Source organism: Roseateles sp., from assembly GCF_039595295.1.
In the GTDB taxonomy this organism is placed as follows: Bacteria; Pseudomonadota; Gammaproteobacteria; order Burkholderiales; family Burkholderiaceae_C; genus Roseateles.
In genome coordinates this window covers 1-25416 of sequence record NZ_JBCNLU010000036.1, presented here as the reverse complement: position 1 = coordinate 25416, position 25416 = coordinate 1, and the positions used below count along the sequence as shown (strand labels likewise).

At 69.6% G+C, this 25416-nt stretch carries 21 protein-coding genes; 9 read left to right on the top strand and 12 right to left on the bottom strand.

What is annotated here, in order from left to right:
- Window positions 1–119: 119 nt before the first annotated feature.
- The 4 genes from ABDW59_RS20080 to ABDW59_RS20065 form a co-directional block, all read right to left on the bottom strand.
- Window positions 120–443 (bottom strand): DUF3649 domain-containing protein, encoded by a 324-nt coding sequence (locus tag ABDW59_RS20080; protein WP_343632406.1) that lies wholly within the window; start codon window positions 441–443, stop codon window positions 120–122.
- Window positions 443–2689 carry a TonB-dependent siderophore receptor gene (locus ABDW59_RS20075; protein WP_343632404.1) on the bottom strand — a complete coding sequence of 749 codons (2247 nt, stop codon included), beginning with the start codon at window positions 2687–2689 and terminating at the stop codon, window positions 443–445. The genes ABDW59_RS20080 and ABDW59_RS20075 overlap by 1 nt, the downstream gene beginning before the upstream one ends.
- Before the next feature lie 571 nt (window positions 2690–3260).
- Entirely contained in the window at window positions 3261–4982 is a 1722-nt protein-coding gene (locus tag ABDW59_RS20070; protein ID WP_343632402.1) for a tetratricopeptide repeat-containing diguanylate cyclase, read from the bottom strand.
- Window positions 4983–5097: 115 nt separating this feature from the next.
- Complete coding sequence (locus ABDW59_RS20065; protein ID WP_343632400.1) at window positions 5098–6627, bottom strand: CoA-acylating methylmalonate-semialdehyde dehydrogenase; 1530 nt, start codon at window positions 6625–6627, stop codon at window positions 5098–5100.
- 160 nt (window positions 6628–6787) lie between these two features.
- On the opposite strand from ABDW59_RS20065, the gene ABDW59_RS20060 reads away from it, so the two are divergent.
- A complete protein-coding gene (locus tag ABDW59_RS20060) occupies window positions 6788–7825 on the top strand; it encodes a LysR family transcriptional regulator (RefSeq protein ID WP_343632398.1) in 1038 nt (345 codons plus the stop codon).
- Between the two features lie 256 nt (window positions 7826–8081).
- On the opposite strand, the gene ABDW59_RS20055 is transcribed toward ABDW59_RS20060, so the two are convergent.
- Complete coding sequence (locus ABDW59_RS20055; RefSeq protein WP_343632396.1) at window positions 8082–9530, bottom strand: alkaline phosphatase family protein; 1449 nt, start codon at window positions 9528–9530, stop codon at window positions 8082–8084.
- 129 nt (window positions 9531–9659) lie between these two features.
- Between ABDW59_RS20055 and ABDW59_RS20050 the strand changes: the two genes are divergently transcribed.
- The 4 genes from ABDW59_RS20050 to ABDW59_RS20035 all read left to right on the top strand — a co-directional run bounded on the left by ABDW59_RS20050 (window position 9660) and on the right by ABDW59_RS20035 (window position 13299).
- Window positions 9660–9815 (top strand): hypothetical protein, encoded by a 156-nt coding sequence (locus ABDW59_RS20050; RefSeq protein ID WP_343632394.1) that lies wholly within the window; start codon window positions 9660–9662, stop codon window positions 9813–9815.
- Window positions 9816–9917: 102 nt separating this feature from the next.
- A complete protein-coding gene (locus ABDW59_RS20045) occupies window positions 9918–10163 on the top strand; it encodes a hypothetical protein (protein ID WP_343632392.1) in 246 nt (81 codons plus the stop codon).
- 120 nt (window positions 10164–10283) lie between these two features.
- Complete coding sequence (locus ABDW59_RS20040; protein ID WP_343632390.1) at window positions 10284–12119, top strand: aspartyl protease family protein; 1836 nt, start codon at window positions 10284–10286, stop codon at window positions 12117–12119.
- Window positions 12120–12243: 124 nt separating this feature from the next.
- On the top strand, window positions 12244–13299 hold the full coding sequence (locus ABDW59_RS20035; protein ID WP_343632388.1) for a DUF4126 family protein: 1056 nt from the start codon (window positions 12244–12246) through the stop codon (window positions 13297–13299).
- Window position 13300: 1 nt separating this feature from the next.
- Here ABDW59_RS20035 and ABDW59_RS20030 read toward each other — a convergent pair whose 3' ends face one another.
- Window positions 13301–14026, bottom strand: a complete 726-nt coding sequence (locus tag ABDW59_RS20030) for a phytanoyl-CoA dioxygenase family protein (protein ID WP_343632386.1) — start codon at window positions 14024–14026, stop codon at window positions 13301–13303.
- A gap of 327 nt (window positions 14027–14353) precedes the next feature.
- Between ABDW59_RS20030 and ABDW59_RS20025 the strand changes: the two genes are divergently transcribed.
- Window positions 14354–15145, top strand: coding sequence for a YecA family protein (locus tag ABDW59_RS20025; RefSeq protein ID WP_343632384.1), 792 nt, complete (start codon window positions 14354–14356; stop codon window positions 15143–15145).
- A 47-nt stretch (window positions 15146–15192) separates the two neighbouring features.
- Here ABDW59_RS20025 and ABDW59_RS20020 read toward each other — a convergent pair whose 3' ends face one another.
- The 4 genes from ABDW59_RS20020 to ABDW59_RS20005 form a co-directional block, all read right to left on the bottom strand.
- Window positions 15193–17706: a prolyl oligopeptidase family serine peptidase gene (locus tag ABDW59_RS20020; protein ID WP_343632382.1), complete on the bottom strand. Its 2514-nt coding sequence runs from the start codon at window positions 17704–17706 to the stop codon at window positions 15193–15195.
- A 94-nt stretch (window positions 17707–17800) separates the two neighbouring features.
- The gene (locus tag ABDW59_RS20015; RefSeq protein ID WP_343632380.1) at window positions 17801–19123 is read right to left on the bottom strand and encodes an Hsp70 family protein; all 1323 of its coding nucleotides are present in this window, start codon (window positions 19121–19123) and stop codon (window positions 17801–17803) included.
- Window positions 19124–19179: 56 nt separating this feature from the next.
- On the bottom strand, window positions 19180–20544 hold the full coding sequence (locus tag ABDW59_RS20010; RefSeq protein ID WP_343632447.1) for a D-amino acid dehydrogenase: 1365 nt from the start codon (window positions 20542–20544) through the stop codon (window positions 19180–19182).
- Window positions 20541–21161 carry a LysE/ArgO family amino acid transporter gene (locus ABDW59_RS20005; RefSeq protein WP_343632378.1) on the bottom strand — a complete coding sequence of 207 codons (621 nt, stop codon included), beginning with the start codon at window positions 21159–21161 and terminating at the stop codon, window positions 20541–20543. Before ABDW59_RS20005 ends, ABDW59_RS20010 begins: the two co-directional genes overlap by 4 nt.
- Window positions 21162–21311: 150 nt before the next feature.
- Here ABDW59_RS20005 and ABDW59_RS20000 point away from each other — a divergent pair, with 150 nt between their 5' ends.
- Entirely contained in the window at window positions 21312–22250 is a 939-nt protein-coding gene (locus ABDW59_RS20000; protein WP_343632376.1) for a LysR family transcriptional regulator ArgP, read from the top strand.
- Between the two features lie 553 nt (window positions 22251–22803).
- Complete coding sequence (locus tag ABDW59_RS19995) at window positions 22804–23028, top strand: hypothetical protein (RefSeq protein ID WP_343632374.1); 225 nt, start codon at window positions 22804–22806, stop codon at window positions 23026–23028.
- Between the two features lie 50 nt (window positions 23029–23078).
- Here ABDW59_RS19995 and ABDW59_RS19990 read toward each other — a convergent pair whose 3' ends face one another.
- Window positions 23079–23501 carry a universal stress protein gene (locus tag ABDW59_RS19990; RefSeq protein ID WP_343632372.1) on the bottom strand — a complete coding sequence of 141 codons (423 nt, stop codon included), beginning with the start codon at window positions 23499–23501 and terminating at the stop codon, window positions 23079–23081.
- A 248-nt stretch (window positions 23502–23749) separates the two neighbouring features.
- On the opposite strand from ABDW59_RS19990, the gene ABDW59_RS19985 reads away from it, so the two are divergent.
- Complete coding sequence (locus tag ABDW59_RS19985; RefSeq protein ID WP_343632370.1) at window positions 23750–24592, top strand: metallophosphoesterase; 843 nt, start codon at window positions 23750–23752, stop codon at window positions 24590–24592.
- An 89-nt stretch (window positions 24593–24681) separates the two neighbouring features.
- Here ABDW59_RS19985 and ABDW59_RS19980 read toward each other — a convergent pair.
- Window positions 24682–25416 (bottom strand): UPF0149 family protein (locus tag ABDW59_RS19980; protein WP_343632368.1); only part of this gene is annotated, 735 nt, incomplete at its 5' end.

Here is a 25416-nt window from a genome sequence, read left to right as displayed (position 1 = left end):
GGACTCCCGGCTCGACGGCAAGGGGGACAGGGCGGGGTGTCGATTCATGGTGGAGGAGATGAAGGAGCGGGACACGCGACGACAGCGGGAGAGCAGGAGAGCGGGTGAAGGGTCAGGTCTCAAGCGAGCCAGCGCGGCCCCCAGGTGATCGCGCCCAGCAGCAGCGCGGGCCCGAGGATCCAGACCCAGGCGCGCCACGCGCTACGGGTGGCGAAGGCCGTCATGAAGGCGATCACGTAGGCGACGAAGCCTGCCATCACGCCGGTGATGGCGGCCTCGGCGCGGCTGTCGCCGAGCACCGGCTGCAAGTACGCGCCGATGGCGCCGCCCAGCGCCGAGGCCAGCAGATAGCCGCCGCCCAGCGCCGCGACGGCTCGCGAGGCGACCGCCCCCCGATAGCGCCACGGCAGGCGGGCGTCGCGCGCGTCCTTGGCCTTGCTCATCAGAAGCGGCCGCGCAGGCTCACCATCACGCTGCGCGGGTCGCCGTAGTTGGGGTAGTCCAGATTGGCCCAGTAGGTCTTGTCCAGCGCGTTGCGCACCGACAGGCCCAGGCTGACGTGATCATTGAGCTGGTAGTTGGCGTTCAGGTTCAGCAGCAGATAGGACGGCTGCGTCACCGTCACCGTGCCCAGCGTCGGATGCGGGATGCCGTAGCCCGTCACCGTGCTCTGCCAGTTCAGGCCCGCGCCGACCGTCAGCCTTTCCCACGCGCCGGGCATGCGATAGCTGGTGCTCAGCTGCACCGTGTGACGCGGCAGGTTGGCATAGATCAGGTCGGTGGCCGCGCGGGTGATGCGGGTGTTGGCGTAACCGGCATCGAGCGTCCAGCGGTCGGTGATGCGGCCGGCCGCGTCGAACTCGAAGCCCTTGGTCTTGGTGCCGTTCACGCCGATGTAGGCGGAGCCGCCGTCGGGCAGCGAGCCCTCGGGCTGCGACGAGTCGCGCACCGCGTAGTTGTCCTGCTTGGCCTCAAAGACGGCGAAGGACAGCGCCAGGCGCTTGTCGAAGAGGTCGCCCTTCAGGCCGATCTCGGTGTTGCTGCCGCGGATGGGCGCGAGCAGGTTGTTGTTCTTGTCCTTGTAGTTCTGCGGCTTGAACAGATCGGTGTAGCTGGCGTAGACCGACAGCGACGGCAGCAGGTCGTAGACGAAGCCCACGTAGGGCGAGACCTCGCCGGTGACCTTGTAGGCGCCGCTGTTGCCGGTGAAGTTGCCGGCCGCGTTGAAGGCGTCGGTGCCGGTCTTCCACCAGCTCACGCGGGCGCCGGTGATCAGCGACAGCGGCTCGGTCAGGCGCCAGCGGGCGGTGCCGAAGATGCCGCTCTGCTCGGTGGTGGCGATGCGCTTGGCGCCGGTGGCGCTGAACGTGGGCATCGGCGCCGTGCCGTCCCAGGTGCGGATGTCCGGGATCGCGTAGCTCCACGACGCCAGCGAGGTGTAGGTCGGCGTGGTGGTCGTGGTCTTGACGCCGTTGGCGCCGATGACGATGTCATGCGCGCGGCCGAACAGCGACAGCGTGCCCGAGGCGTAGACATCAAGGCTGTCGCGCTTCTCCCAGCTCTGGCCGACGGCCGCGAGCACTTTCATGCCGGCACCGGTCTTGGGATCGGGATAGCCGCTGCCGTAGGTGCGCAGGCTGAAGCTGTCGCCCTCGCTGTGATTGGCGATGACTTTGAGCGCCCAGTCCGCGCCCAGTTGCTGCTCGAGCGAGGCATAGACCGTGCCGTTCTGGCGCGACCAGCGGGTCCAGGAGGGCGAGAAGCTCGTCGCGCGCGACAGGTTGGCCAGCGAGCCGTCCGAGGCGAAGCGCGGGATGGTGCCCCAGATCGGCGCCTTGGGCGTGTTGTTCTGGTCCTGATAGCCGACGGTCAGCGTGGTGCCGGGCAGCAGGTCGGCCTCGACGGCGCCCATGAAGGCGGTCTTGGTTTCGCTGTAGCGGTCGCGGAAGGAATCGCGCTCCTGCGCCGCGGCGATGAAGCGGGCGCGCACGCGGCCGTCGCTGGTGAGCGGCGTGTTGACGTCGGCCTCGACGCGGTGATGGTCCCAGGAGCCCCACACCATCGCCCCATAGGCGGAGAAGGTCTTCTCGGGCCGCTTGCGGATCATGTTCACCGTGGCCGAGGGGATGCCCGCGCCGGTGGTCAGGCCGTTGGCACCACGGATCACGTCAATGCGCGAGTAGAAGACGGTGTCGTATTCCTGGTTGGTGCCGCCGCTGTAGGTCGGGATGCCGTCGACCTGGAAGTCGGTGATCTGGAAGCCACGCGCGAAGTACAGCGGGCGCTGCGTGTCGTAGAAGGACACGTTGACGCCGGTGATGGTCTGCATCACGTCGTTGATGCTGATCAGGGTCTCGTTCTCGAGCCGCTCGGCGTCGATGCTGCTGACGGATTGCGGCGTCTCGCGCGCGGTCAGCGGCAGCCTGGTGCTGGCGCCTTCGAGCTTCTTGCGCGCGGCGCTGATGGTCACGCGGTCAAGCGCGCGACGGCGGTCGCCGGCGGTCTTGGCGTCGGTGGTGGCGTCGTCGGACGGGGTGGCGCTGTCGGCCTCGGACGGCGCGGCGGCATCGGCAGAGGTCGACGAGGCGGCGGGCGTGACCTGTGCGACGGCGGCGGCGGTGGAGAGCAGCAGCGCGACGGCAGCGGCCACGGGCAGGACCTGGAGGGCGGAGGAAGTCGAGCGGGACATGAGGTCGATTCGAGGGCGCGAGCCCGTGCCGGCGCGCACTCGGGCGCACCGCGCCCCTGGCGGGGCTGGTGGTTGGACGATGAAGGCTTGCTACGTTCCACCCCGGGGACCGCGTGACGCGCGCGACGGCAAGGTCGCGGGACGCGGAAGAGGCGTGGAATCAGGCTGGCGCGAAGGGTCCGGTAGCGGCGGCGCGCGGGTCTCGCGGCCGGCTGCCGAGGCCGGGGCTCATCGGGGGATTTACCCGCTAGATGAGAACTCTTCTCATTTTAGAAACAGCGGATGCAGGTTTTCCCGCAAGACCTGTCCCCGGATAGGGCTTCCAGGGCGACAGGCGGATCAAAGGTGGCGCAGAAGCGACGGCGTACTGCGGCGGTCCCACCCTCACCCCGGGAGACCGCACGAGTGACTCCCTCGCCCGCTTGCGGGAGAGGGTGGGGGAGAGGGTCTTCGGGGTCGTTGAATGTCTCGGGCGCCAGTTGGGGGAGCCCAAAGACCCTCTCCCCTGCCCTCTCCCGCAAGCGGGAGAGGGAGTAGGCGGGAGAGGGTAAAGGAGAGGGTCTTCGGGCTCTCAGGCCAGCGCCACCCGATTCCGCCCCAGGTGCTTGGCGCGCTCGACGGCCGCATTGGCGCGCGCGATGAGCAGATCGGTCGCGAAGGGCGGCGCACTGGCCAGCCCCATGCTCAGCGTCACGTCCAGCCCAGGCGCGAGCTCGCTCCACGGATGCACCGACACGCTGGCGCGGATGCGCTCGCAGACCTCGAAGCCCCGATCGGCGACGGTGTCCGGGAACACGACCAGGAACTCCTCGCCGCCCCAGCGCAGCAGCAGATCGCTGCCGCGCGTGTTCTCGCGCAGCAGCTGCGCCAGCTCCTGCAGCACGCGGTCGCCGATCTCCAGGCCGTGGCGCTCGTTGATGTTGCGCAGTCCGTCGGCATCGATGAGGGCGACAGTCAGGGGGCGTTCCTCCTGCTCGGCGGCACGCAGCAGCGGCGGCAGCCGCGCTTCCAGACAGCGCCGGTTGCCCAGACCCGTCAGCGGATCCTTGAAGGCAGCCGAATCGCGCTCCGCCGTGGCGGCCGGATCGGCGGCGAATTCCGCTTCCATTCGCGACACGAAGTAATGCGACTGCGCCGTGAGCTGCGCCACCGCGCGGCGGCGCTCCAGCGCGCGAGCCTGCTCCAGGTGGTACAGCGCCGGCCCCAGCAGCGCCAGCGCCTTGGCCGCGCGGTAACTGGCCTGATGCAGCCGCAGGCGGATGAACAGCGGCGCGGGGAAGCGGGCCAGATCGGCATCGCCAGCGACGACCGGCACCGCATCCGCCGCAACGGCCGCAACCGCATCGGGCGCGGGATCGCCAACCCGATCGGTCTCCGCTCGCAGCGCCTCCAGCGCCTTCCACGCGGCGGCCGCCTGACCGCGCGCGAGTTGCAGCTCCGCCAGCATGCAGCGCAGCCGCCAGTCCAGCAGGCGGAAGCCGGCGCGCACGCATTCATCGCGGGCTTCGAGCAGCAGCGGTTCGGCCTCGTCCAGCCGGCCTGAGAGCAGCAGCACCTCGCCGAAGTTGGAGGCGGTCAGCGCGATGCCATAGCGGTCACCGAGCTCCAGCGAGTACGGGCGCGCCTCGCTCGCGAGCGCCAGCGCGCGTTCCAAGGTGCGCGCGGCCTCGTCCGGCGCGGCGCCGTCGCGTTGCAGCTGATAGGCGCCAAGCGCGACGGTGCAGAGATTGGTGAGCGTGATGACGCGCTCATAGGGCGTGGGCGAGGTGCGCAACTGGCCGGCGGCCTCGCTCATCAGGCGCTCGGCCTGCCAGGGATCGCCCATGCGCTCGAAGCAGGCGCCCAGGCCGTTCAGCGTGACGGCATGCAGCCGTGCATCGCCCAGCTCGCCGGCGAGCTTCAGCGCCTCATGGGCGCAGCTCAGGCCTTGCTCGTAGTCGCCGAGCTCGCAGGCGGCCAGGCTCATCCAGCGGAGCAGCTCGCACAGGCCGGGGCTGGCGCCCAGCGGGCGCATCAGGCGCAGGGATCGCTCGCCGACGTCCAGCATGCCGCGCAGGTCGCCGCGGCGCAGGCGGAAGAAGGCGCGGAGACGGCCAGCTTCGGCCTGCTCGTTGATGAAGCCCTCGGCGTCGGCGCGATGCCAGACGGCATCGGCCAGGGTCTGGCCCTCGTCGAGCCGCGCGTCGCGCTGCGCCTGGCGGGCGCGGTCGAGCAGCTCGCTCAGGGGCGCGACTTCGAGTACGGCCGGTGAGGTGGTCGTGAGGTCGGAGGGGGTGGGACCGCTGGGGAACATCCGGGTAGGGTAGCCGATGCGGTTGGGGGCGCTTCCCTCTGGTGTGCGACGGCCCTCACCCCAACCCCTCTCTCACTTCGCGGGCGAGGGGCTTTGATGCCCCGAGGCTCGCGTGTCACTTGCTGGTGGGCATCGCGAACTCGGCGCCCTTGCCGATGCTCGCGGGCCAGCGCTGCATGACGCTCTTCTGCTTGGTGTAGAAGCGAACACCCTCCTCGCCGTAGGCGTGCATGTCGCCGAACAGGCTCTTCTTCCAGCCGCCGAATCCGTGCCAGGCCATCGGCACCGGGATGGGTACGTTGATGCCCACCATCCCCACCTGCACACGGCGCGCGAACTCGCGGGCCACGTTGCCGTCGCTGGTGAAGCAGGCGACGCCGTTGCCGAACTCGTGCGCATTCACCAGCGCCAACGCCTCGCCGAAGTCCTGCGCGCGCACGCAGGCCAGCACCGGACCGAAGATCTCTTCCTTGTAGATGCGCATGTCCGGCTTCACGTGATCGAACAGCGTGCCGCCGGTGAAGAAGCCCTCCGGGTGCTCGTCCACCCGATGACCGCGGCCGTCGACCACCAGCGACGCGCCCTCCTCCACGCCCAGCGCGATGGTGCCCTCGATGCGGTCGCGGGCCTCGCGCGTGACGATGGGCCCCATCTCGGCGTCGAGCACCATCCCGTCCTTGATCTTCAGCGCACGGGCGCGCTCCGCCAGCTTCGGGACGATGCGGTCGGCCACGTCGCCCACCAGCACCGCCACCGAGATCGCCATGCAGCGCTCGCCCGCCGAGCCGTAGGCCGCGCCGATCAGCGCATCCACCGCCTGATCGATGTCCGCGTCAGGCATCACCACCATGTGGTTCTTCGCGCCGCCCAAGGCCTGCACGCGCTTGCCGTTCCTCGCGCCGGTCTCGTAGATGTACTGCGCGATCGGCGTCGAGCCGACGAAGCTCAGCGCCCGCACGTCGGTGTGGTGCAGCAACGCGTCCACCACCTGCTTGTCGCCCTGCACGACCTGGAAGATGCCGTCCGGCAGACCGGCTTCCTTGAACAGCTCGGCGATCAGCAGGCTGGGCGAGGGATCGCGCTCGCTGGGCTTGAGGATGAAGGCGTTGCCGGTGGCGATGGCCAGCGGCGCCATCCACATCGGCACCATGAACGGGAAGTTGAAGGGCGTGATGCCCGCCACCACGCCCAGCGCCTGGCGCGTCGTCCAGTTGTCGATGCCGGTGGACACCTGCTCGGTGAAGTCGCCCTTGAGCAGCTGCGGCACGCCGCAGGCGAACTCGACGATGTCGATGCCGCGGGTGACCTCGCCCTGCGCGTCGGTGAAGACCTTGCCGTGCTCGGCGGTGATCATCGCGGCGAAGCGGTCGCGGTGCTGATTCAGCAGCTCCAGGAACTTGAACATCACCCGCGCCCGGCGCAGCGGCGGCGCGTCGGACCAGGCCGGGAAGGCGGCCTGCGCGGCGGCGACCGCCGCATCCACGTCGGCCGCGCTGCCCAGTTGCAGCTGACGGGCGACCTGGCCGGTCGTCGGATTGAACACGGCTTGCGAGCGACCCGACGTCGCGGGCCGGCGCTCGCCGGCGATGAAGTGGGTGACGTCGGCGGCGTCGGTGAATGCGGGAGTCGAAGGGCGTTGGCTCACGGGCGTCTCCTGATCTGGGAATGCGGCCAAGTCTAGGCAGGCCCTTGAGCGCTGCCTAGCCCAGATCACTGACCATATTGTTCGGCATACTGAACAGTCCACCTCGGACCGACCTGCCGTCGAGCCCCCGAGCGCGGGGCTGTCTCCCGGATGAATCGCCATGCCCTCGACCACCAGAACGCCGTCGCCTTCGTCCCCGTCCGCTCGCTCACCCGACAGGCTGTCCGAGGGCGCGACGTCGGCTTCCGATGGGACGAACGTCATCCTTCGCCCGGAGGCCCGCGATGAGCTGCTCTGGCCGCAGTTGCAGGCGCTGATCGCGGTCGCGCGGCTGGGCAGCTTCACGCAGGCGGCCCAGCGGCTAGGCTTGTCCAAGGCGGCGGTGAGCCAGCGCATCGCCGATCTGGAGCGGCATCTGGACCAGCAGCTGGTGCAGCGCACGACCCGCTCGGTGAGGCTGAACGAGGCCGGCTTGCGACTGGTCGAGCAAGCCGAGCCCGGGCTCGCGCTGCTCACGCGCAGCCTGAGCGAGGCCCGCGAGGCGGCCGGTGCGCCGCGCGGCGTTCTGCGGGTGACGGCGCCAGTCGCGCTGGGCAGGCAACACGTGGCCCCGGCGCTGCCGGCCTTCTTCGAGCGCTATCCGGCGCTGCGCATCGAGCTGGATCTCTCGGACCGTCTGGTGCCGCTGGCACAGGAGGGCTTCGATCTGGCGATCCGCCACACCAACGCGCCGCCGGAGACGCATGTCGCGTTCAAGCTCTGCGCCTCGCGCGCGCTGCTGACGGCCAGCCCCGCCTACTTGGCGCGCGCCGGCACGCCGCGGCATCCGGCGGAGCTCGCCCAGCACCGCTGCTTGCCGTATCTGCGGCCCGGCCCGGCGCAATGGTTCTTCGAGCGCCGCGACGACGGCCCCGAACCCGAGCGAATGCGCATTCCCGTGCAAGGCCACTTCCGCGCGAGCAACAGCGAGGTGCTGCGCGACGCCGCGCTGTCGGGTCTGGGTCTGGCGCTGCTGCCGGATTTCAGCGCCCGCGACGCGGTGCGCGAAGGCCGGCTGGTGGAGGTGCTGACGGACTGGCGCGCGGTCGGCTTCTTCGGCGACGCGATCTACGCCATCCATCCTTGGAGCAGTCACACCCCACAAGGCGTGAAGCTGCTGGTCGAGCATCTGAGGACGGCGATCGGCGCGGGCTTCTAGCTGGCCCCGCCCGCCCCACGCTCTACTCCACCACCTCCCCCGCCCCCACGCGCTCCACCATCTCGCACGCCCCGACCTGCTCCCTCGCCCGCTTGCGGGAGAGGGCGGGGGAGAGGGTCTTCGGGCTCTGGCGCACTGCCACGCTCCCACCCTCTCCCCTGCCCTCTCCCGCCCCGCGGGCGAGGGAGTAATGCGGGCGAGGGAGTAGTACGGGAGAGGGCTGGCGGGGGAGCGTGGCGGCGCGCGCAGCGCGCCATCAACCCCTGCGCTTACGCACGCCCTTCTCCTGCCTCGGCGCCGCCTGATTGCCACTCGGCAACACCGGCTTGGGCAGCGCATCGATCGCCGCCTTCGCCTCGACCAGCGCTGCCCTCGCATCCGGCATCACCGGGAAGCTCGTCGCCTTCGGCTCCTCGAACCCGAACACCGACGTCATATCCCCAAACGTGCGACGCCGCCACTCGCTGATGTTGGGCTCCTTCACGCCGGTGATGCGTTCCAGGAACTGCAGCACCGAGGTGTGATCGAAAGGCTGGCTGCTGACCCACCCCCCAGCGGTCCAAGGCGACACGATGATGGCCGGCACCCGGAAGCCGCCACCCGCGGGCACGCCCTTCACGAACTCGCCCGGCGTGCCGGCCGGCGGCACCGGCGGCGCGACGTGGTCGAAGAGGCCATCGTTTTCGTCGTAGTTGAGGATGAAGACGGTCTTTGCCCACACCTCGGGATTGGCGGCGATCGCCTCGATCTTGCTGGCGATGAAAGCCGCGCCTTCGGCGGGCGTGAACTGCGGATGCTCGGACTGGAAGCTGGTCGGCAGGATCCAGGACACGGTGGGCAGGCGATCGTTGCGGGCGTCGTCCTCGAACTGTCCTTCGGGTCCGCGCGTCAGCCCCTTCACCCGCAGCGGCGAGTCCTTGGGCGCCTCCATGAAGCTCTTGAACAGCTCGAGCATGTTGGTGCCGTAGTTGTCCTGCTGCTGGTAGACCTTCCAGCTCACGCCCGCGGCCTCGAGCCGCTCCGCATACGTGGTCCAGGTGTACCCGCCGGGGATCTTCTTGTTGCTGATGACCGGGCCGCCATGCGAGCCGTCGGCATCGATGGTGCCTGTCATCCAGTACATCCGGTTGGGCCAGGTCGGCCCCATCAACGACGAGTGATAGCCGTCGCAGATCGTGAAGGCCTCCGCCAGCGCGAAATGGAAGGGGATGTCCTCACGGCGGTAATGGCCCATGGTGTAGGGCCCGTTCTCACCTTCGGCCTTGCGATGCGCGGGCACCCAGTTGTCCATGCGGCCGCCGTTCCAGGCCTCGTGCTGGACCTTCCAGCTGTGGTTGGTCGACGGGATGCGCTGCGCGCTGGTCTTGCGCGTGTCCAGATGGAAGGGAAGCAGGAAGCCATCGGGGTTCTGCGGATCCGGCTGCTGGAACACGGACTTGCCGGCATGCGGCCCTTGCAGCGTCATCGCCTCGGGATCGTCGAAGCCGCGCACCCCGGCCATGGTGCCGAAGTAGTGGTCGAAGGAGCGGTTCTCCTGCATCAGCAGCACGACGTGCTTGATGTCCTTGAGCGAGGCGGGGCGCTCCAGCGCCTGCGCCTTGGCCAGCGCGAGCTGGACGCTTGGCGGCAGGAGCGCCAGGCCGGTCGCGCCGGCGGCTTGCTGGAGGAGACGGCGGCGGGCCGGGCTGCGCGGGGTCGAGGACATGGCGATGGCGGGATCGAGAGGAGGCGAGGACGATACGCCGGATGCGCAACAGCACGCTGACGATGCGGTCGTCGAATCGCGCAGGAGCTAACGCGGCGTTGACGCGAGGCGCTCCTCTTGACCCTCGCCATGCCTGCTCCGCATCGACTCCTGGGATCCTCATTCGCAACGGCCGCCGCCGCGCTGCTGATCGGCTGCGCCAACTGCGCGCAAGTGCCGGTGCTGAAGCTGCAGGAGCACGCGCCCGCGCCGGCGATGGAGATGCGCTGCGCGCAGGGCGTGTGATCGGGCCGCCCTCCTCACGTCCTACACATCGTGGCGCGCTTCTCCGGCAGTGCCGCGCAAAGCGGCCCGGTACCGTTGGCTCCAACGCAAGAGGAGCCCACCATGCCCGCCACCACCGCATCGCCCGCCCCCTTCTCCATGAAGCAGGCCCACGACATCACCGGCCTGCCGCGCAGCTACATCAAGGCGCTGGTCGCCGAGGATCTGCTGTCGCCCGACACGCGTCTGCGCTTCAGCTTCCAGGACTTGGTGCTGCTGCAGGCCGCCAAGCAGCTGCACACCCGCGGCGTGCCCTCGTACAAGGTCGTCGCCGCGCTCGCGCATGTGCGGGAAAGCTTGACCCACTGATCCCGCCGCGATCCTCCCTCTCCGCGGCCATCGCCCCCGTCACACGCCTGCAGTAGAGTCCCGCTCGCCGCGCAACAGAACAAGCACCGCGCGGCATTCCAGACTCGAGGGAGTGTGACCGTGAGAGAGAAGAACAACGAGCGGCGCCCGTTCGGCCTGCCGCGCGCCGGCGCCCGAATCCGGACCGTGAAGGCTGCTGCGGCGGCCCTGCTGATGACGATCGCGTCGAGCGCCGCGCAGGTCGTCCATGCCGCCGACTGTCAGATGCAGCCGATGACCATCCCGGTCAAGATCGTCGAATCGCGTCCGGTCGCGACCCTCACGCTCAACGGCGCCGAAGTGAGGATGCTGGTCGACAGCGGCGCCTTCTACAGCTTCCTCACGCCCTCCACCGCCGACGAGCTCAAGCTCAAGCAGCGCATGCTGCCCTTCGGCACCCACATCTCCGGCTACACCGGCGGCGTCGAGGCGCGGCTCACCACCGTCGCCAAGGTCGGCCTCAGCGGCGTCGAGCTCAACCGGATCGACTTCGTCGTCGGCGGCAGCGAGCTCGGCAACGGCATCCGCGGCATCCTCGGGCGCAACATCCTGGCCGTCGCCGACACCGAGTACGACCTGGCCCATGGGGTGGTGCGGCTCGTGCTGCCCAAGGGCGATTGCAGGAAGGCCAGCATGGCCTATTGGGCGGGCGACGCGCCCGTGATCGAGGCCGACATGGACAGCGTCGCCGGAGAGCGCGACACCGGCATTCGCGTGCCGGTGCGGATCAACGGCGTGAAGGTCAGCGCCTTGATGGACACGGGCGCGCCCGCGTCGACGCTGGCGCTGGGATCGGCGCGCCGCGCCGGCATCACCGCCGACCAGATGAAGCCCTTCGGCCGGGCCGCCGGTCTGGGCGACGACCACAGCGCGCGCTGGCTCGCCGACATCGACAGCTTCCAGCTCGGCGGCGAGAAGATCACCCATCAACGCCTGCTCGTCGACGACGTCGACAGCAACAGCCACGGCATGCTGCTCGGCCTGGACTACTTCCTGTCGCACCGGGTCTACGTGTCCTACCTGCAAGGCAAGGTCTACGCGACCTGGAACGGCGGCGCGCCCTTCGTCGCCCTGCCCGGCGCCGCCCCCTCCAACTTCGACCAGCGCTACGCCTCGGCGCCGCCGCCGGTGAACGAGAACGACGCCGACGCACTGGCCCGGCGCGGCTCGATCGCGCTGGACGCCGGTCGCAAGGAGGACGCGCTCAAGGACCTGAATCGCGCGGTCGAACTCAAGCCCGAGGACGCCCATCACCGGGTGCTGCGCGCGAAGGTCCGCATGGCGATGAATGAACGCGACGGCGCCGTGGCCGATGCCGACGAGGCGCTGCGGCTGGATCCGGCGATGGTCGATGCGCTGATGCTGCGCGCGACGCTGCGCGTGTCGGACAACCGTCCCGCCACGCTGGCGGACGTGGCGGCGCTGGACCGCGCGCTGCCGCCCTCGGGCAACTTCCGCCTCGTCATGGGCTCGATCTACGCGCATTACGGCATGGCGCCGGAGGCGCTCGCCCAATGGGCGCAGTGGGAGACCGCCCACCCCGACGACCTCACCCTGGCCCCCATGCTCAACGAGCGCTGCTGGCTGCGCGCCCGTTTGGGACTGGAGTTGCCGCTCGCGCTGCAGGACTGCAAGCGGGCGAATGCCAAGGACGGGCAATCCGCGATCTATCGCGACTCGCTGGGCTGGGTGCAGCTCCGCATGGGCGACGCGCGGCGGGCGCGGGAAGCCTTCGATCAGGCGCTCCAACTGGACGCCCGGCTGACGGGCGCGCGCTACGGCCGCGGCTTGGCGCTGATGAAGCTGGGCGACGCCGCGGCGGCGCAGCGCGATCTGGACGCGGCGCGCGCGGCCGCGCCGGGCATTGCGGGCAAGCTCCGCAAGCAAGGACTGCCGGTGCCCGAAGGCATGGACTGAGCGAAGCGCCCTGGGCATCGGGGCTTCGCGCATCAACTCATCAACGCATCGGCATATCGACAGATCGGCGCCTGAGGGCACGGCCCTTGCCGCGTGCACGTTTCCGACGTCAACAGGAACGCGCATGGACACGCATGACGGCAAGGATCTCTGCCTGGGCACGGCGTCAGGACTGCTCGGCGGTCTGATCGGCGCGGCGGCGATGACCGCCTTTCAGTCCGGGCTGGCGCAGATCGGCATCACTTCGGGCGTCAAGGGCTGGCCCTCCACCGAGCGCGCCGCCGATCGTCTTGCGCTGCTGAGCGGGCGTCGGCTGCCGGCGCGACGCCGACCCGCCGCCGGCGAGGCGGTGCATTACGCGATGGGCTCGCTGGTCGGCGGCGTCTACGGGCTCGCGGCGGAGATCGATCCGCGGGCGACTTGCGGGCGAGGCACCGTCTTCGGCATCGCGGCCGCCACCGTGGTCGACGAGACACTCGTTCCCGCGCTGCGCTTCGGCGATCCGATCACCCGGGCGCCGCTGCAATCGCATCCCTATTCCTACGTCTCGCACCTGGTCTACGGCGCGTTCACCGAAGCGGCGCGCGGACTGCTGCGACGTTTCTTCCGACACGCGCGCGCGGGCGCCGCGGTGGTGCGCGAGGCGCGCGAGCAAGGCGTGCCCGTGGTCGCCGCCAAGCCGGCTGACTCGCGTCGCACGCTCGCGCTCGCCTTCCTGCTGGGCGCGACGGCGGGGCCGCGGACCAGCGCGCCGCTGACGACCACCGCATGGGCGGCCCGGCTCGGTTGGGTCGACGTGAGCGACTCGCCGCTGGCGTTCCTCGCGACGACGCGCTCGGTCGCGCTCACCACGCCGATGGCGCTCGGCGAGCTCGTCGTCGACAAGCTGCCGTCCACGCCCGATCGCACCGAGCCCGTGGGCGTCGTGGCGCGCGCGGCAAGCGGCGCGATCTCAGGGGCGGCGCTTGCGGGCGGGCGCTCGTGGCCCGCGGCCTTCGCCGGCGCGATGGGCGCGGTCGTCGCCACCTATGCGGGCCACGCGCTGCGCAGCCGGCTGTCCAAGGCGCTGGGACGCGACTTCCCGGTCGCGGCGGTCGAGGACGCCCTGGCCTTCGGCGGCGCGGCGATGGTGCATCTGGCGGCGTTGGGGGCGGAGAAGCGGGAGCGGGCCGCCGGATGACCTACTTCTCGGCCGAGTGCGTGCCCGCGTCGAGGCGTATCCCCACGGCCCAGTCCAAGCCCTCCGGCAAGGTCGGCGGACCGTAGAGGAAGTGCAGAACACGTCGTCGACTGGTGCCGCTGGACTTCGACGAGGCATGAAGCGCCAGCGGGCGCATCACCAGCGCATCGCCGGCACGCGCGGCACATGTCGTCTCGCCACGCGCGCCGCGCTCCGCAATGGCGCGTTCCGGGCCCACGATGCCCAGTCGGTGCGATCCGGCGACCAGACGCAGAGGCCCGTCATCCTCTCCACAATCGTCCAGATGCAGGCGCACCGCGAGGAGCTGTTCCAGCACCTCGACAGGCGGCTGCACGAAGATCGATCCTTCTTTCTCGGACCACCCTCGCAGCCGCTCTGATTCGACTCGTCGCGCGACCGGAATGCTGAGGTCCTGATGGATGGGGACCAGCCAGTTCCGATCGGTCGACTTCTCGAAGTAGGTGCACTGGACAGCGACGTGCTCCGCTGACACAAGCGCCCTCACCTCCGGATGCGCCGCCAGCTGGACCGCCAGCGCGGCGATCTCGGCACGGGCCAGCAGGCAGCGGGAACCACCGACCGCGCCGTCGCACAGGAGGACAGGAGCCAGTGATGCCAGCCCTGCGGCCGGAAGGAGGCCTGGGATCGTGATGAAACCGCGCGCATCGAAAACCGATGCCGTGTCGAGCCATTCGGAAGAAGCCATCGCGCGATGCTAAGCGCTGCGGCCGGTGGGTCGCGATCCACAAAAAAGGACGCCCGACCAGCAGAGCTGACCGGGCGTTGCAAGTCCTAGAAAGGACGTCGTTGGGATCGGTGCATTCGGTGAGCTTGTCGCTCGGGAACGCATGAGATGGACTCTAGGGCGAACCCTGAGGGGGTGACATCCCCTGGAGGTGGGAACACCCCGGAAATTGGTCAGCAGGTGTAAACAGCGCTCCGCATTACGGAAATAGCGACCTGATTCCGCGCTCGGTACCGCGACCAGTGTTCGGTGCCGCACGAAGCACGCTCACCCGGATAATCGAGACCCATGACCGCGCCCAAGAAGCCCCAGCAGCATTCCCCTCGTCGCCCGCCACAAGGAGCGCGCGCCAGCGCCTCGTCCGTCTCGGCCCCTCCGCCCGAATGGAGCGACGACGATCTCGACGAGCTGCAATCGCTGCTGGACGACGTGCCCCAGCCGCTGGAACCGCTCGACGCCTCGATGCTCGACGGCTTCCTGGTCGCCGTGATCCTGCAGCCCAAGCCGGTGCCGCTCTCCGACTGGTGGCGCTGGGTGCTGGACAGCGACGAAGGCCGCGCCGCGCCCGGCGGCTACGACCCGCAGCCGTTGCTGCAACTCGTGCAACGCCGCGAACGTGAGCTCAAGCAGGCGATCAACGATCGCCAGTGGTTCGACCCCTGGGTCTTCGAGCTCGACGAGGACGCGTCTCCGTCGGAGACGGTGCTGCCTTGGGTCGCGGGTTTCGCGCTCGCCGCGGACCTGTTCCCCGCGCTGATGAACATGGATGAGGGCCAGCTCACGGAGCCGCTCGCGCAGCTCTACATGCATCTGGATCCCGAGGACCTCGAGGACGCCGAGGCGCTGCTCGAGGAGATCGAGAGCCTGGAACCAGCCGCCGATCTGGACGAGGCGGTCGAATGCCTGGTCCGCGCCAGCCTGCTGCTGGCCGACGTGTCGCGACCGCAGGCGGCGCCGCGTCCGGCGGCGCGACGGTCCGGACCGCGTGGCGGTCCCTCGCGCGGGGGCCCTCCGAGGGGTGGTCCTTCCGGCGGAGCCGGTGGATTCGGCGGACCGCGCGGCCCTCGCGGGCCGCGCTGATCGACGCCTGCGCCGCGGCGCTCAGCGCCTGCGCTTATCGCCTGCGCTTATCGCGCTGCCGGCGCCTTCGCGTCGGTGGCGCCGCCAGTGGGCGCGCCCGGTCCGACCTGACGGCGCATCCAGTCGCTCATCTCCCACAGCGTGTGGCCCAGCGACTCGCGCGCCGAGTAGCCGTGCGACTCGAAGGGCAGCGAGACGTAGCGCACATTGCCGCCCGTGCCCGCCAGCGCCTGGTACAGGCGCGCGCTCTGGATCGGGAAGGTGCCGGAGTTGTTGTCCGCCTCGCCGTGGATCAGCAGCAGCGGCTCTTTGAGCTTGTCCGCGAAGTTGAACGGCGACAGCTTCTGATAGACGTCCTGCGCCTCCCAATAGGTGCGGCGCTCGCTCTGGAAGCCGAAGGGCGTCAGCGTGCGGTTGTAGGCGCCGCTGCGCGCGATGCCGGCCTTGAACAGGTCGGTGTGCGCGAGCAGATTGGCCGTCATGAAAGCGCCGTAGCTGTGGCCGCCGACGACGAATTTCTCGCGGTCGCTCACGCCCAGCTCCACCGCCTTGTCGATGACGGCCTGCGCGTTGGCGGTGATCTGCGCGATGAAGGTGTCGTTCACCGTCTTGGGATCGCCCACCACCGGCATGGTCGCGTCCATCAGCACCACGTAGCCGTCGAGCAGCAGCATCAGCGGGCTGGTGCCGGCGAAGGTGTTGAAGCGGTTGCCCGAGCCGCTGACCTGACCGGCCGTCGACGCGTCGGTGTACTCCAGCGGATAGGCCCAGACGAAGGTCGGGCGGCGCTCGCCGGTCTTGTAGCCCGGCGGCAGGTACATCCAGAACGACAGCTCGACGCCGTCGGCACGCTTGAAGCGGACGAACTCGCGCTTGATGTCGCGCAGTTGCGGCGTCGGGTCCTTGGCCTCGGTCACCGTCTTCATGTCGGCCAGCGTGGCGCCGCCGCGCAGGATCACGCTGCCCGGCTCGTTGACGCTCTCGCGCACCGTCAGCACCTGCGCGCCGGCGGCGTCCAGCACCGCGAGCGGGCGCTCGTAATGCGCCGTGTCGCCGTTGCGGCCGGATTGGAAGACGCGCGTGGTCTTGTTGTCCGCCAGCGTCAGGCGGTCGATGAAGGGCTTGTCGCCCTCGGGGCTCGCGCCGGCGCCGAAGTACCAGAGCGCCCCGCCGTCGACGCGCACCGCGCGGCGGCCGTTGGCCTGCGTGCGGGTCAGCGGCGTGCCCGGATCGCGGTAGCGGTCGCGCACGGAGCGTTCCACCAGGCGCTTGCCCGGGGCGCTGCCGTCCATGGTGACCAGCTCGGTGGAGGTGCGCATCTTCGTCAGGTCGAAGTCCTGCACCAGCGCTTGGCGGCCGCCCTCCAGGAAGTCCAGCTTGGACAGGCGCTGCGCGACGCGATACACCTCGCGCGGCGCGCCGGTGTAGGGCGCGTCCAGTCGCATCAGACGATCACGGTTGGGCGCCTGGACGCGGGTGTCGCCGCCGTCCAGCGCTTCGACCCAGTACACGGCCGCATCGGCGCCCGGCGAGGCGAAGAAGTGACGCGGGCCGGTGATGACGCCCTCGACCGGCACGCCTTCCTTGAGCTTGCGACGGCCCACCGGCGTGACCTTGCCGGACACATCGCGGACCTCGGCCTGGGCCGCGAAATCGTCCCAACCGACCTGGTAGCTGAAGGGCGCCAGCAGGCGCATGGTCAAGACCTGGCCCCCGCCGGTGCCCAGCGCTTCCAGGTGGGTGAACATGCCGGGCTCGCCGACCGCATGGACCGCGCCGGTGTTCAGATCGACGCGCGTCAGCTGCGACGTCGCATGGAAGGCGAAGACCGCGGCCTCCTGCGCATTGGTCAGCAGGTCCTGCTGGGTGCGCTCGGGCGAGTTGCGGCCCAGCGACTCCTGGATGGACGGACCCGAGGGCGCGCTGAACGCCGGCGCCGCGCCGCGCTTGGCGGGCACGCTCAGCAGCAGCACTTCATGGTCGTTGACCCAGACCAGATCGCTTTCCAGGAAGGTGTGCAGCTTGAGCTTGGGCACGGCCTTGAGCTGGCCGCTGGCGACATCGCCCACCCACAGCTCGACCGCCGTGTCGGTGCGGCGGTTCAGCAGGAAGCGCTTGCCGTCGGGCGAGAAGCGCAGGTGGTGGAAGGCGCCGCCGGCGGGCAGCGCGATGCGGCGCTCGGCGCCGTCAGGCAGCGCGCGCAGCGTCAGCGCATCGATGACGGTCAGCAGCTGCGGACTGTCGGTGGCGGGATCGAAGCGCAGACCGGCCTGACGCAGCACCGGACGGGCGAGCTCCGAGATCGCGCGGTACTTGCGGTTCTCGATGATGGCCAGGGTGCGCTGATCGCTGGAGACCTGGTAGGTCGGCAGCGCCTTGGAGTCCAGCACTTCCCGCATGGCCGCGGAGGGCTGGCGGTAGGTCTGCGCCAGCGAGCCGGCGGCCGCTTCGGGCGACGCGGACGGCGCGGACGTGGCGGTCGATGCGGCGCCCGCGCTGGACGCGAAACCGCCGAAGGCGGCGGCAAGGGAAAGGATCAGCGACAAGGGGCGGTGCTGCATCGAGATGTATCCGGGACGTGAAGCAAAGGCGGCAATCTAGCAGCGCCTCCCCCGCGCGTCCCGGCTCGTCCCCCCGGGTCATCCCCAAGTTAAGTCATGCAGCGAACAAGCGCGCCGCATGCAGGCCCAGCCCGGTGGCGACCGATGCGAAACGGTCGCCACGGACCTGGCGCGCCTCGGGGTAGTCCGAGGCGATGCGCTCGGCCAGCAGGCGCAGGCCGGTGGAGCCGCCGGTGAAGTACAGCGCGTCCACGTCCGAGGGCTTGAGCCCGGCGCGGGCCACGGTGTCGCGGCCGGCCTCGGCAATGCGCTCGATGTCGCCGCTCAGCGCGCCGACCGCGGCGTCCTCGGACAGATCCACGTTCAGGCCCGACTCGATCAGGCCCAGGTCGATGGAGCAGCCGCCGCCACCGGCCACCGCGATCTTGGCGTCCTCGGCGCGGTGCGCGAGCTCATGCCCCAGACGCTCCTCCAGCACCGTCATCAGGCGCGAATGGTGACGCGCGTCGCCGTAGAAGCTCTTCATGTTGCGCAGCTCCATGACGCGCTGCGGGCTGTAGCAGGTGTTGATCAGATGCCAGGTCGCCAGGTCGAAGTAGATGCCGCTGGGCACTTCGCGCGGGGGCTGACCGGGACGCGACGGGCCGTGGGCGCGGTAGCCGAATTCGCGCAGGATGCCGGTCAGCTCGATGTGACGGTCGAAGTCGGTGCCGGCGATGTGCACGCCGTGGCTGGCCAGGATGTCCTCGCGCCGGTCCAGGCGTTTGATGCGGTCCGGTCCCACGCGCACCACCGAGAAGTCGGACGTGCCGCCGCCGATGTCGGCCACCAGCACGATCTGCTCGCGCTCGGTCTGCTGCTCGTAGTCGAAGGCCGCGGCGATGGGCTCGAACTGGAAGTGCACGTCCTCGAAACCGACGGAGCGCGCGGCCGCGGTCAGCGAGGCTTGCGCGGCGGCGTCGCGCTCGGGCTCGCCGTCGACGAAGTAGACCGGGCGGCCCAGCACGACGCGGCGCGGCTCATGGCCGTCGGCGGAGGCGGCCTGACGGCGCAGGCGCTTGAGGTAGCCGGCCAGCATGTCGGCGTACTTCACGCCGCGGCCGCCGCCCACGTCGGTGACCTGGTCAATGAGGCTGGAGCCCAGGATGCTCTTCATCGAGCGCATCAGCCGCCCGTCCACCCCTTCGACGTAGGCGGCCAGCGCGGCGCGGCCGAAGGCCCGCGGCGGGCCGTCAGCGTCATGGCGACCCTCGGCGAAATAGAACACCGCGGTGGGCATGGTCGGATGGTCGCCCTCCAGCGTCACCAGCCGCATCGCGCCGGCGCGCGCGGCATCAGGCACCGCCACGGCGGAGTTGGAGGTGCCGAAGTCGATCGCGCAGAAATCGCGCGGCAGGTCGGAGAGCGAGGAAGACATGACGCGGCAGAAATGGAAAAGGGCGCGGATTCTAGCCGCGCCCTTCTTCGCAGAGCTCAGGCCGTCTGCGGAACGCGCACCGCCTTGGCGGGCAGCGCATCGCCGTAGAAGCTGAACTCCAGCTCCGGGCGCTTGCCGCTCATCAGCTCGGCCAGCGCGCGGCCGGAGCCCGCGCCATGCGTCCAGCCCAGCGTGCCGTGACCGGCGTTGATCCACAGGTTGGACGCCTTCTGGCTGCGGCCGATGTAGGGGACGTTGGTCGGCGTGCTGGGACGCAGACCGGTCCAGTAGTTGGGCTCGGACAGATCGGCCACGCCAGGGAAGAGTTCCTCGTAGCGGCGCACCAGGGACTCGCAGCGGACCTTGGAGGTGGGGCTGTCCAGGCTGGTGTCCAGGCCGACGAGTTCTGCCGTGCCGGCGATGCGGACGTGGTCGCCCAGGCGCGAGATCGCGATCTTGCGCGCGTCGTCCAGCAGGCTGACGGTGCTGGCTTGCTCCGGCTTCTTCAGGCGCAGCGTGGCCGAGTACCCCTTGGCCGGATAGATGTTGAGGTGCTCGCCGACCGACTTCATCAGGCCCGGCGCGTACGACGCCAGCGCGACCACGTAGGCGTCGCCCTTGAGCCATTGCGTCGCGCCCGTCTCGCGGGACTTGATCTGGACGCCGGCGATCTCCGCGCCCTGCGACTGCAGGGTCACGATGTCGTGGTTCCAGTGGAACTGCGCGCCGCGCTTGGCGGCCAGGCGGGCCAGGGCCTGCGTGAAGACGCGCGCATCGCCGGACTCGTCGCTGGGCGTGTAGGTGCCGCCATAGACGGCCTGCCCGGCGGAGCGCAGCGCGGGCTCGATGGCCAGCGTCTCCTCGCGACTCAGGATGCGGCGGTCGACGCCGTGGCGACGCATGATCTCCGCGCCTTGCGCACCGGCTTCGAAGTCGGCTTCGCTGCCGAAGAAATGCAGGATGCCCTTGGTCAGGCGGTTGTACTCGATGCCGGTCTCGGCCACCAGCGACTGCAGCGACTGGTGGCTGTAGCGGCCCAGGTGGACGAGCTGCTCGACGTTGCGCTCAAACGCAGCCGTCGTGCACTGTCCCAGGAAGCTCAGGCCCCAGCGCCATTGCGCCGGGTCCAGACGCGGGCGGAACAGCAGCGGGGCGTCGTCGCGCAGCAGCCATTTGGCGACCTTGAAGGGGGCGCCGGCGTTGGCCCAGGGCTCGCAGAAGCAGACCGAGATCTGCGCACCGTTGGCGAAGCTGGTCTCCAGCGCCGCGTCGGGCTGGCGGTCGACGACGACCACGTCGTGGCCCTGGTCCAGCAGGTACCAGGCGGTGTGGATGCCGATGATGCCGGCGCCGAGGACGATGACTTTCATGGGAGGAACTCCTGGGAGAACTTGTGGTTCCGCGGACGGGGTTCGGGTCAGGCCAGCGGACGCAGGATCAGCTGCAGTCCGAGCACGGCCATGACGATCGCGATCAAGGCGTCGATGCTGCGCCAGACCGCCGGCCGGCGCAACGGCCCGGCCACGGCCGCGGCGCCGAAGCCCAGCAGCGAGAACCACATCCACGAGGCCACCGACGCGCCCGCGGCGAACGGCGCCTGCATGCCCTCAGGCTGCTGCGCGCCGACGGTGCCGAGCAGCACGACGGTGTCCAGATAGACATGCGGATTCAGATAGGTCATGGCCAGCGTGCTGCCCAGGACCGCGCCCAGCGAGGCGCTCCCAGCCTGAGCCTGTAGGCCCGCCTTGGGCGACAGCGCCCGCATCCCGGCCTTGACCGAGTAGCTCAGCAGAAACGCCGCGCCGCCCCAACGGAAGACTTCCATCAGCAGCGGGCTGGCGGCGATCAGCCGGCCCAGGCCGAAGACGCCCAGGCAGATCAGCAGGATGTCCGAGATCGCGCAGAGGAAGACCACCGGCGCGACGTGCTGACGCATCAGCCCCTGGCGCAGCACCAGCGCGTTCTGCGCGCCGATGGCGACGATCAGACCGGCTCCGGTGAGCCAGCCTTGCATCAGGGCCGCGCTGAAGGGGGACATGGCGTCGTGGAGGAGATGAGCAGGGGAAGCCGCAGACCGGCCGGGCCGGTAACGCCGGCGGAACAGCGGATTGTCTTGAGGCACCCTGATTCCATGAAGCGGGATTAATATCTCAGCGGGGACATTAGCGATGCTTATGAAAGGCCCACCATGAAGGACCTCGACGCCGCCGGGCTGGACTGCCTGGCCGCGCTGGCGGACGAGCGCAGCTTCGAGCGCGCCGCCGAGACGTTGGCCATCACGCAAAGCGCCGTGTCGCAGCGGCTGCGCAGCCTGGAGGCGCAGGTCGGCCAGTTGCTGGTGGTGCGCTCGCGACCGCTGCGTCTGACCGAACCCGGCAAGCGGCTGCTGCGCTATGCGCGCCAGCTGGCGGCCTTGCGCTCGGACGTGGTGCGGGAGTTGGGCGTGCAGTCGGCACAGACGGAGCGGCTGCCCATCGCCGTCAACGCCGACAGTCTGGCGACCTGGGTGCTGCCAGCGCTGGATCCGCTGGTGCAGCGCGGGCTGCGGGAAGGCTTCGGGTTGGAGCTCATCGTCGACGATCAGGACTTCACCCACGACTGGCTGCGCCAGGGCGAGGTGCTGGGCTGCGTGACCACGGTGCCGCAGGCGCTGCGGGGCTGCATCGCGCAGCCGCTGGGGGTGATGCCCTACATCGCGATCGCGAGTCCGGCCTTCATCGCGTCGGCGCTTCCGCAAGGGCTGAGCGCCGCCAACTTCGCGCAGGTGCCCTTCCTGGTCTTCAACCGCAAGGACGACACGCAGCAGCAATGGGTCAGGCAGGCGATGGGGTTGCGCTCGGCGCGGCTGAATGCGCGCTACGTGCCGTCCAGCGAGGCCTATGTGAATGCGGTGCGGATGGGCTGGGGAATCGGTGTGGCGCCGGAGCTCCAGGTGCGGCCGCTGCTGGCGAGCGGGGAGCTTGTGGCGCTACGGCCGCAGGTGCAGGTCGAGGTCGCCTTGTACTGGCATCAATGGAAGCTGGGCGGCGAAACGGCCGCAGTGCCCGAAGGCAGATCGCCACCGGCGCTGCTGGATCAGATCGGGGAGGCCTTGGCGCTGGGCGCGCGGGAGGCGCTGCGCGGCTGAGGCACGGATCAGACCGGGCCTGCGGATCGTCGGCGCGGACGCCGACGGCTGAACTCAACGCTTGACCGGCGCGCCTTGGAGATGGGCTTCCGCGACGGTCGGGATGACGCGGTAAGCGGGTGCTTGGACGCTGGATGCGGGGGCCGCGCCCTGTTGAACCAGACGCAGACGGAAACCGCCTCGGTCATGTGCGTCCTGAACGCTACTGGCCAGCCACGTGGACACGAGGACCACGCTGCTGACGATGGCCCAGGTCAGCGACTTGTGAATCAGCGGAGACATGACAAATGGACGGCTTCGAGCGATTTGCTGGAGGCCGTGAGCATAGTCACCCCTCATTACAGGGGGGATCCTACCTAAGAGGGTGGCGTGGTTATTCCACCATACCTGTGGCGGCTATACCGCAATTTGTGCGGATTTGTGAGCGGGTTTTCAATCGGCACCGGATCTGGGGATTCCCCCGCAGACGGGTTGGTTCAAACTGTGGCAACACTCGCGGCGCACCGCATCGGCGCCGTGCCGGACAACCCCGTACTTGCCGACGAGGTCCATCATGAGTTTCGCCTCCGCCCTGCGCCTTTTCCGCCGCAACAGCCCTGGTGTCCACGAGCCGGAACCCGCCGACATGGGCACCGCGTTCGGCATGGAAGCGAGCTTCGGTGACGCCAGCGAGTACGAGGACTTCCGCCGCAGCGATTACGGGCTGGAATCCGAGTCCTCGCCCGCAGCGGTCGAGGCGGAGTCGCCCCTGTCCTGGATGCGCACCCGCCGCAGCTGATTCCAACGATCGGGCCGCATCACGCGGCCCGACTGGTTGCTGGCCGACGCTCAGCGGATCAACAGCACCGGGATGTCGCAGTTCGCCATGACTTTCGTGGCGACCGATCCCAGCACCAGCTTGCCCAGCGCGGTGTGCCCGTGCGAGCCCATCATCAGCAGGTCGAAGCGGCCCTTGGCCGCCACCGCCGTCAGCGCCTCCGACGCATGACCCGTCTTCACCACGTACTGCGCCTTGATGCCGCGCTTGTCCATGAAGGCGCGGATGGGCTTGAGCACCTTCTCCGCTTCTTCCTGGTAATACTCGGCCAGCGTGGCCTTGTCGATGACGGCGGCGGCGCGCGGCGGGACCGCGGCGACCACGTGCACGATCGTGTAATCGTGGGCTCCGCCCAGCCACTCGTCGTGGGCGGAGAGATAGGCCAGCATGCGCTTGGAATACGTGCTGCCGTCGACGGCGACCAGGATCTTCATCGGTGTCGTGTCCTCTGTGATGGCTCTCTGATGGCTGAATGGCCGGGAGTCCGGCCGCCGGCGAGTGTGGCACACCGGACCCCCGGAAAGCCGTCGCGCCGGCGCAGGCGATCCCGCATTGAACCTGCCCCTTGATCCTGGTCAATCGAGGCCTGTCCTTCAAGTCGGTCGGGCGGCGGAGGCTCGCGGCCAGGGCCCGGCCGCACGTGGACAATGCGGGCTTCCGAATCGCCGACCCGACGCCCGCCGTGCGCCTGCAACTGATTTCCGATCTCCACCTGGAGCGCCAGACCGACTTCCAGACTACCGCCATGCCCGGCGTGGATCTGCTGGTGATCGCGGGCGACGTCGGCTCCTATCAGGCCGGATCCAAGCTGGTGACGGACGATTTCGGACTGGGCCGCTTCTCCCCGAAGCGCGAGGGCGCGCCCTGGCCACGGGTGCTCTACGTGCCGGGCAATCACGAGTACGACGGCATCGAGTACACCGTCGCCCACGCCCGCCTGCGCCAGACCTGCGCGGACCTGGGCATCGAGTGGCTGGACCGGGAACGCATCGACATCGACGGCGTGCGCTTCCTGGGCACGACGCTGTGGGCCGACTTCGACGCGCTGGCGGCGCTCGAGGCCACGCCGACCAAGCAGCTGGCCGCGCGCGAGAAGGCCTTCCGTGCGGCCAACTTCTATCTGCGGCGCTACTCCACGCTGATCGACGGCGAGCACATGCTGGCCGAGCGCCAACGGGATCTCGCACTGGAGTGTCAGGCCTGGCTGCGCGATGCGCTGGCCCAGCCCTTCGACGGCAAGACCGTGGTGGTCACGCATTACGCGCCCAGCCTGCGTAGCGCGGATCCGCGCTACGGACTGGCGCCGGGGACGGCCGGCTTCTGCAACTCGCTGGACGAGTTGCTGCCCTACGCCGACCTGTGGCTGCACGGCCACCTGCATTGCATGCAGGACTACGTCGTCGAGTCGCCCTCAGGCCCGCGCGGCGACCTGCCGCACCGCTGCCGCGTCGTCGCCAATCCGCTGGGCTACGCCAACAAGGGCGAGCAGGACGACTTCCGGCCCGATCTGGTCATCGAGCTGTGAAAAAGCCGGCGCGCCTCACGGCGGCCGGCTGGATTCGCTGGGCCTGAGCTCGGGCGCTCAAGCAGACCGTTGGCGATTCGGATGACGGTTCAAGCGGCGCCGTGGCAGTTCTTGAACTTCTTGCCCGAGCCGCAGTGGCACGGATCGTTGCGGCCCAGCTTGGGCGTGTCACGCCGCACTTGCTCAACGTGATAACGCTGCTGCTCGGTTGCTTCCTGCAGGTCGACCACCGTCAGGATCAGGTCTTCGATGGCCTCGTCGATGTTCTTGAGCGGATGCTCGCGATCCATCGTCTCGACGATCTCCTTCTCCTCCGGCGTCTCGGCCGGCAGGTGGCGGTACAGACGCGCCAGCAGCAAGGTGATGTTGTCGTCGGCCTGCTCGTGCAGGTCGGGGAAGGTCACGGCGGCGTACTCGAACCCGCCGACCCACGGCAGCAGCGCGCGGGTGATGGGATCGTCGGGCAGCGGGATGGCGTCCGGATCGGCGCCTTCGGTCGCGGCCGCGGTCGAGGTGTCGTCGGCAACGTCGGCCTTCTCCGTCGCCGGCGCGGCGTCGACGCCTTCGGTGCCCTCTTCGGCGTCCACATCCAGCACGACGGGGTAAAACCAGCCCTGCTCCAGCATGCTCTGGTTCAGCGAGGCGAAGCGGCGCTCCACCAGACCCCGGATGCGGGCGAGCCAAGCGGGATCGACGTCGTCCGGCAGCTCACGGCCTTCGTAATCGAAGACCGGCGGCAGCCATTCCTCGATCGGGATCAGGCGCGGCTGCACCAGCACGCCGGCCAGGTAGCCGTCCAGCATCGAGGCGTCCAGCGGCTCGAG

Bases quoted from the DNA above. Each gene is read 5' to 3' on its own strand.
- ABDW59_RS20080 (WP_343632406.1), bottom strand. From the start codon at position 443: ATGAGCAAGGCCAAGGACGCGCGCGACGCCCGCCTGCCGTGGCGCTAT.
- ABDW59_RS20075 (WP_343632404.1), bottom strand. From the start codon at position 2,689: ATGTCCCGCTCGACTTCCTCCGCCCTCCAGGTCCTGCCCGTGGCCGCT.
- ABDW59_RS20070 (WP_343632402.1), bottom strand. From the start codon at position 4,982: ATGTTCCCCAGCGGTCCCACCCCCTCCGACCTCACGACCACCTCACCG.
- ABDW59_RS20060 (WP_343632398.1), top strand. From the start codon at position 6,788: ATGCCCTCGACCACCAGAACGCCGTCGCCTTCGTCCCCGTCCGCTCGC.
- ABDW59_RS20055 (WP_343632396.1), bottom strand. From the start codon at position 9,530: ATGTCCTCGACCCCGCGCAGCCCGGCCCGCCGCCGTCTCCTCCAGCAA.
- ABDW59_RS20050 (WP_343632394.1), top strand. From the start codon at position 9,660: ATGCCTGCTCCGCATCGACTCCTGGGATCCTCATTCGCAACGGCCGCC.
- ABDW59_RS20045 (WP_343632392.1), top strand. From the start codon at position 9,918: ATGCCCGCCACCACCGCATCGCCCGCCCCCTTCTCCATGAAGCAGGCC.
- ABDW59_RS20035 (WP_343632388.1), top strand. From the start codon at position 12,244: ATGGACACGCATGACGGCAAGGATCTCTGCCTGGGCACGGCGTCAGGA.
- ABDW59_RS20030 (WP_343632386.1), bottom strand. From the start codon at position 14,026: ATGGCTTCTTCCGAATGGCTCGACACGGCATCGGTTTTCGATGCGCGC.
- ABDW59_RS20025 (WP_343632384.1), top strand. From the start codon at position 14,354: ATGACCGCGCCCAAGAAGCCCCAGCAGCATTCCCCTCGTCGCCCGCCA.
- ABDW59_RS20020 (WP_343632382.1), bottom strand. From the start codon at position 17,706: ATGCAGCACCGCCCCTTGTCGCTGATCCTTTCCCTTGCCGCCGCCTTC.
- ABDW59_RS20015 (WP_343632380.1), bottom strand. From the start codon at position 19,123: ATGTCTTCCTCGCTCTCCGACCTGCCGCGCGATTTCTGCGCGATCGAC.
- ABDW59_RS20005 (WP_343632378.1), bottom strand. From the start codon at position 21,161: ATGTCCCCCTTCAGCGCGGCCCTGATGCAAGGCTGGCTCACCGGAGCC.
- ABDW59_RS20000 (WP_343632376.1), top strand. From the start codon at position 21,312: ATGAAGGACCTCGACGCCGCCGGGCTGGACTGCCTGGCCGCGCTGGCG.
- ABDW59_RS19995 (WP_343632374.1), top strand. From the start codon at position 22,804: ATGAGTTTCGCCTCCGCCCTGCGCCTTTTCCGCCGCAACAGCCCTGGT.
- ABDW59_RS19990 (WP_343632372.1), bottom strand. From the start codon at position 23,501: ATGAAGATCCTGGTCGCCGTCGACGGCAGCACGTATTCCAAGCGCATG.